Origin of the sequence: Roseovarius salinarum (assembly GCF_002834145.1) — a bacterium.
GTDB lineage: Bacteria > Pseudomonadota > Alphaproteobacteria > Rhodobacterales > Rhodobacteraceae > Roseovarius > Roseovarius salinarum.
On sequence record NZ_PHNT01000035.1, the window covers coordinates 1 to 5,286 of the forward strand.

Sequence of the window (5,286 nt, forward strand, 5' to 3'; positions counted from 1 at the left end):
CGCGCTCGCGGAACTCGGCCGTGTATGTCGGGGTGTGCTTCTTCTTCGATTCCATAACGGTCATCCTCTGAGAGTTTTACCCTCTCGGAAACCCGGGGCGGTTCAATCCGCCTCTGGCTCCATCTTTTGTCAACATGACCTAGATGTAACAGCTAGCCCTCCAAATTAGCATTCTTAGAGCGTGGATTGGAGGAGCGTTCTGATGATTACAATTGCAATTTGGTCGGGTCCCGCAGAAAAACAAGTCCAGACTGTGCAAACCAAGACTTGCCAGCTCTCTCATCCGCAAGTTCTCGAAAGAGTTTATAATCCTTCAAAAGAACGTAACCGCGACTTTCAAGATTATCTGTTCCATCCCGGATGATCACATAGCCCCTCGTCGATCAGCGCTTTTCATGGCACGATCTGTTCTGAACGAGGTGCGAGACGGGAGATCGGCATGCTGATCAAGCTTCACAGCCAGGCCACGACCACACCGAAGATCAGGGCGGCCATCTAGGCGAGCGATGAACCGGCCTGGATCGTTGCCGAGCGCCACGGGACCTCCGAGCAAACCGTGTGGAAGTGGCGCAACCGCGACAGCGTGGACGACCGCAGCCACACGCCGCACCGATTGCAGACGACGTTGACGCCCGCGCAGGAGGCCGTCGCCGTTGCTCTGCGCAAGACCCTGCTGGTGTCGCTGGACGACCTGCTGGCGGTGGTGCGCGAGTTCCTGAACCCGAATGCCTCGCGCTCAGGGCTGGATCGCTGTCTGCGTCGGCACGGTGTCGGCAACCTGCGGGATCTCAAGGCCAGGACACCCCAGCCGAAGCGCAGCGCCTTCAAGGCCTACGAGCCGGGCTACATCCACATCGACGTGAAGTATCTGCCTCAGATGGCTGATGAAAACTCGCGCCGGTATCTGTTCGTGGCGATAGACCGGGCCACTCGGTGGGTCTTCATCCGCATCTTCAAGGCCAAGACCGCGGCCAATGCGCGGCGCTTTTTGCGCGACCTGGAGCGCGCCTGCCCGATGCGGATCCGCACGATCCTCACCGACAACGGCAAGGAGTTCACCGATCGCCTCTTCGGCCTGCGCAAACGCGCGGCGACGGGCGAGCACGAGTTCGACACGCTTTGCACCGATCTCGGGATCGAGCACCGCCTGACCCCGCCGAAATCACCCCGTACCAATGGCATGGTCGAGCGTTTCAACGGCCGGATCGAGGAGGTTCTGCAAAGCCACCATTTCCGATCCGGCGAGGAGCTGGAGAGCACGCTGCACCGCTACGTCTGGCTCTACAACCAGCAGCTGCCGCAATCAGCCCTGGGCAGCAAGACGCCCTTGCAGGTGACGAAAGACTGGCACAAACTCAAGCCAGAGCTGTTCAGGAAACGGCCATACTACCTTCCGGGATGTGACACCTACCCTACTGGCCCGCAAGAACAAAGCAGGAACCAACACGGTTTGCTGACACCGCCTTACGGCGTCTGCGCGTTAAGCTTGGGAAATGATTTTGTTACCTTGGCAGCTCGACGCATCGGAAAGTTTCCATCTGACATGGACTATATCCCGCCCTAGGCTCAGGACTCATAGCCAATAGATGACTATCGCAGCGAGGGCGATGGCGGAGAGGAAGACCTTTGGACAGCGGTCGTAGCGGGTTGCCACACGCCGCCAGTCCTTGAGCCTGCCGAACATGATTTCGATCCGGTTTCTGCGTTTGTAGCGGCGCTTGTCATACTTGACGGGTGTCTTCCGCTGTTTCCGGCCGGGGATGCAGGCGCGTATCCCTTTGTTTTTCAATGCTTCTCTGAGCCAGTCGGCGTCGTAGCCAAGGTCCCCGAGCAGCCATTCAACATTTGGCAGGCTGCCCAACAAGGCTTGCGCACCGATGTAGTCGCTGACTTGTCCTGCCGTGACGAACAGGTTGAGCGGACGTCCCCGGCTGTCGCAGATGGCGTGCAGCTTGGTGTTCATGCCGCCCTTGGTTCGGCCAATCAGGCGTCCGCGCCCCCCCTTTTTGGCGGCCAGGCTGGTCGCGGTCCGGTGTGCCTTCAGATAAGTGGCGTCGTTCATCACCGTCTTCTCCTCGCCATGCTCGGCGGCCAGGCCGGCCATGATCTGCGCGAAGATCCCCTTGTCGCTCCACCCCTTCCAACGGTTGTAGAGTGTCTTGTGCGGGCCGTACTCCGCAGGCGCGTCACGCCAACGCAACCCATTGCGATTGATGAAGATAATCCCGCTCAGAACACGTCGATCATCGACGCGCGGCTTGCCGTGGGACTTTGGAAAATCGGGCTCAAGACGCGCCATTTGCGCGTCGCTCAGCCAGAAGAGGTCAGACATGTACACCGCTCGCTTTTCGGTCGGTGAATCACGCAGCCCAGCGGAGATCAACGGGTCCTGACCCTAGTCGCCTCCAGCAGGTTTTGACTCCGGCGGCAGAGGGAAGCTGCACTCGCGATTTCGCGTTAATTATGCATTGACTTTGGGTGCGGGGTGCAGGTAACTAAAAGATTGAACGGCCGCATTATGAGCAGCGTGCTGTTGGGGCGCAATTCTAAAATTTATATGAAACGGAGGAGGCTCAATGAAAAACGTGAAGTCTGAGGAAGTTGTAGAGATGGGAAAAGACGAACGCATTGAGTATCTTATATCTGAGGGTGAAGGGCGTCGCTTCTTGGAGGTTGGGCTTGGACCTGATCCTAAGCTTCGGCGTCATCGCCTCATAGAGAAGCACGGTTATTCTTACATTGGCTTGGATTTTCACGATGTCTGTGAGATGCATCAAAGTGCATTGCGCAAGGATGGTGTCAAGCTCGATCGCCATGAGTTCATTGGCAATGATCGCAGCGGATCGTACCTATTTAGCCTGGTACACCTTTTGAATAGAGCGCGGAAGTCCGGTAAGTTTGATATAATTTTCTTTGACGGGCACCATACCCTTAATGTGGATGCAGCGCCGTTGATGGTGTGCGCAATGTTGTTGAAGGATGGAGGCGCTCTGCTTGTAGACGACTATAGATGGACTCTTGAGAATGCGCGGTCAAACCTCGAGAAGAATGAGTTTTACGACGGCGTCTACAACTTCGATGCCTATACGGAGTCGGAGCTTAACAAGCCGCATATCAAGATAATTTGTGAACAAATCTTGCCGGAGATCCATGAATTCAAGATTGATAGTGAGCTATCATTGCCTAATTGGAAGGTTCTTTGGAAATGATGTCAGTCTTGGCTCGGAAGTTTTTGGAGCGTATTTAAGGCGACCAACAAGTGCGCGTGAGTTTGCTCTGGATGAAGCGATTTTCCGCCAGCTGATGACCGTTCCGAGCGTCGGTGAGCTACTGGCTGAGCTGCCCTGAAGGCACCTGTCCCATGACTCGCTATTGCATTCCATCGAATGTATCGCATCAGCGAACGATGATCAGAACGCCTGGATGACCGCAACAAGCCGCTGCGTAGCGCATCATGATGCCGAATTGTCCATAAATTGAGAAAGAGTTTATCAATGCCCTATTTCTTAGATGACTACGATGACATCAGAAGTGCAATTCCAAGCTATCTGCATGGAGAGCAAGCTAGTCTATTAATGTACATCATGAGCTCACAGACCGAAAGTGGTTTGGAGGGAAATCTCATGGAAATAGGTGTCGCCACTGGACATTTTCTTGCTCTCATGCAAAGATTTCGGCAGCCGAGCGAGAAGGTTATCAGAATTGACCCGTTCTACATTGAGACAACCTCACGTGAATTGGTGCAAGAGAATTTGCTAAGGACGGGCGCCAGTGACGGCGTAGAGGTGCGGAAGTCGAGATCTGATGCCATACCGATCGAAACGTATCAACAGGATTGGTCACCCATTCGCTTTTGCCATGTTGATGGATCGCATCAAGCGAAGGATGTGGTTAATGACATCTCGATCTGTGATCGCTCAGTCTCACATGGTGGGTTGATTGTTCTGGATGACTTCATGAACCCCGGCTTTCCGGGGGTGGCGGAGGGTTTCTTTAGGTACTTTATCGAGAATGAGAGAGAAGTTTCTCTTGTTCCTGTGGGCTTTTGCCGAGGAAAGCTTTTACTTTCATTTAGAGAGTATAGTGAATGGTATATGTGTTCCATCCCGGATGATCACATAGCCCCTCGTCGATCCGCGCTTTTCATGGCACGCTGGGTTGTGACCGAGGCGCGGGACGGGAGAGCGACATGCTGATCAAGCTTCATAGTCAGGCAACCACGACGCCGAAGATCAGGGCGGCGATACATGCCAGCGATGAGCCTGCTTGGGTTCTTGCGGAGCGCCACGGGACGACAGAGCAAACTGTTTGGAAGTGGCGCAAGCGTGATAGCGTTGAAGATCGCAGCCATACGCCACACCGTCTACAGACCACGCTGACGCCCGCTCAGGAAGCCGTGGCCGTGGCGCTGCGCAAGACGCTGCTGGTCTCGCTGGATGACCTGCTGACGGTGGTGCGGGAGTTCCTGAACCCGCACGTCTCGCGCTCGGGGCTCGATCGCTGCCTTCGCAGGCATGGGGTGGGGAACCTGCGTGATCTGCAGGCAAAGGCGGCGCGGCCCAAGCACAGCGGCTTCAAGGCTTACGAGCCCGGCTATATCCACATCGATGTGAAGTATCTGCCCCAGATGGCCGACGAGACGTCGCGGCGCTACCTCTTCGTGGCCATCGACCGCGCGACGCGATGGGTTTTCATCCGCATCTTCAAGGCAAAGACTGCGGCGAATGCTCGGCGCTTCCTGCGAGACCTGGAACGTGCCTGCCCGATCCGCATCCGCACGGTTCTCACGGACAATGGAAAAGAGTTCACCGATCGCCTCTTCGGCCTGCGCAAGCGTGCTGCGACGGGCGAGCACGAGTTCGACAAGCTCTGTGCCGACCTGGACATCGAGCACCGCCTGACCCCGCCAAAATCACCTCAGACAAACGGCATGGTCGAACGGTTCAACGGTCGGATCGAGGAGGTGCTCCAAAGCCATCACTTCCGATCAGGCGAGGAGCTGGAGGCCACGCTGCACCGCTATGTCTGGCTCTACAACCAGCAACTCCCACAATCAGCCTTGCGCAGTAGGTCGCCCTTGCAGGCGATGAAGGACTGGTACAAAATCAAACCGGAACTGTTCAAGAAACGGCCACACTACCTTCCGGGATGTGACAGAGGCGGTTGATCTTGTGATCGTGGATGCGGTCAAGGACATCGGCCAGGTAGGCTTGCGGGTCGAGGTCGTTCATCTTGGCCGTCTCGATGAGCGTCATGGCGCGGGCCAGGGTTTCGCCGCCGGTGTCG

General features: G+C 56.1%; 5 protein-coding genes and 1 pseudogene. 4 read left to right on the forward strand and 2 right to left on the reverse strand.

Annotation, left to right across the window (positions count from 1 at the left end; translation table 11 throughout):
* Nucleotides 1-439 precede the first annotated feature (439 nt).
* A pseudogene (locus CEF10_RS16520) lies at nucleotides 440-1,405 on the forward strand (IS481 family transposase); the annotation flags it as partial.
* A gap of 168 nt (nucleotides 1,406-1,573) precedes the next feature.
* Here the strand turns inward: CEF10_RS16520 and CEF10_RS16525 are convergent.
* Nucleotides 1,574-2,332 (reverse strand): IS5 family transposase, encoded by a 759-nt coding sequence (locus tag CEF10_RS16525; protein ID WP_101069263.1) that lies wholly within the window; start codon nucleotides 2,330-2,332, stop codon nucleotides 1,574-1,576.
* Between the two features lie 244 nt (nucleotides 2,333-2,576).
* Here CEF10_RS16525 and CEF10_RS16980 point away from each other — a divergent pair, with 244 nt between their 5' ends.
* The 3 genes from CEF10_RS16980 (at nucleotide 2,577) to CEF10_RS16545 (ending at nucleotide 5,167) form a co-directional block, all read left to right on the forward strand.
* Nucleotides 2,577-3,209, forward strand: coding sequence for a class I SAM-dependent methyltransferase (locus tag CEF10_RS16980; RefSeq protein WP_157933067.1), 633 nt, complete (start codon nucleotides 2,577-2,579; stop codon nucleotides 3,207-3,209).
* A 285-nt stretch (nucleotides 3,210-3,494) separates the two neighbouring features.
* On the forward strand, nucleotides 3,495-4,196 hold the full coding sequence (locus CEF10_RS16540) for a class I SAM-dependent methyltransferase (RefSeq protein ID WP_101069266.1): 702 nt from the start codon (nucleotides 3,495-3,497) through the stop codon (nucleotides 4,194-4,196).
* Nucleotides 4,190-5,167, forward strand: a complete 978-nt coding sequence (locus CEF10_RS16545) for an IS481 family transposase (protein ID WP_101069267.1) — start codon at nucleotides 4,190-4,192, stop codon at nucleotides 5,165-5,167. Before CEF10_RS16540 ends, CEF10_RS16545 begins: the two co-directional genes overlap by 7 nt.
* On the opposite strand, the gene CEF10_RS16550 is transcribed toward CEF10_RS16545, so the two are convergent.
* Nucleotides 5,121-5,286, reverse strand: a 166-nt coding sequence (locus CEF10_RS16550) for a transposase domain-containing protein (RefSeq protein WP_198586227.1), incomplete at its 5' end; no start/stop codon positions are given. The genes CEF10_RS16545 and CEF10_RS16550 overlap by 47 nt on opposite strands.